The sequence below is a fragment of the Pseudonocardia sp. GCM10023141 genome, from assembly GCF_042653605.1.
Genome location: NZ_JBHSIR010000101.1, coordinates 1 through 656 on the forward strand (window position 1 = coordinate 1; position 656 = coordinate 656).

General features: G+C 64.9%; 1 protein-coding gene. It reads right to left on the reverse strand.

Features of this window, described 5'->3' with window-relative positions:
* Positions 1-173 precede the first annotated feature (173 nt).
* Positions 174-638 carry a helix-turn-helix domain-containing protein gene (locus ACFPFQ_RS48260; protein ID WP_379630063.1) on the reverse strand — a complete coding sequence of 155 codons (465 nt, stop codon included), beginning with the start codon at positions 636-638 and terminating at the stop codon, positions 174-176.
* Positions 639-656 lie beyond the last annotated feature (18 nt).

Here is a 656-nt window from a genome sequence, read left to right on the forward strand (position 1 = left end):
GCCGGGAGTGGCCGGGATCGGTGTGCGGGCGTGGTCGAGGAGTTGGTAGGGCTTCTCGTCCATGCAGATCACCGGCACTGCGGGGTCGTAGGGGCGGGCGTAGACGGCGAGGACGTCTTCCATCTTCGCGACGAACTCACCGTTTGCGGTCGGTGGGATGGTCCAGCATTTCTTCAGGTGAGGACGAAACGCCGTTTTTTTAACACCCGCCCGATGGTCGAGTGGTCCATGTCCGGGATGTCGGTGGCCAACGCGACGTGTCTTTCCAACAGTCGCAGCGACCAGCGCAGTTGACCGGGCGGCGGGGTCGAGCACGCGAGCGCGATCACTCGGGCCTCGACCTCACCGGTGATCTTCGGCTCGACCGGTGGGGTGAGCCGCTTCTTGCGCTGGATCGTCGCAACGACATCCCCGCCACGCTCCGCATAGACCCTGGCCACGTTAGCGATCGTTTGAGGATCGACACCGACCCGTTGCGCGATGTCCTGACGACTGCAGGGTCGTCGGCGACTGTCATCGAGTTCAAGCAAGATCCGGGAGCGACGGACTTCCTGCGCGGGATGGGCACCGGTCCTGACCAGCCTGCTCAGCCACTCACGCTCATCGGCGCTGAGCACCACGGGCGGCAACGTCGACACGACAGGTCCTCACGGCAG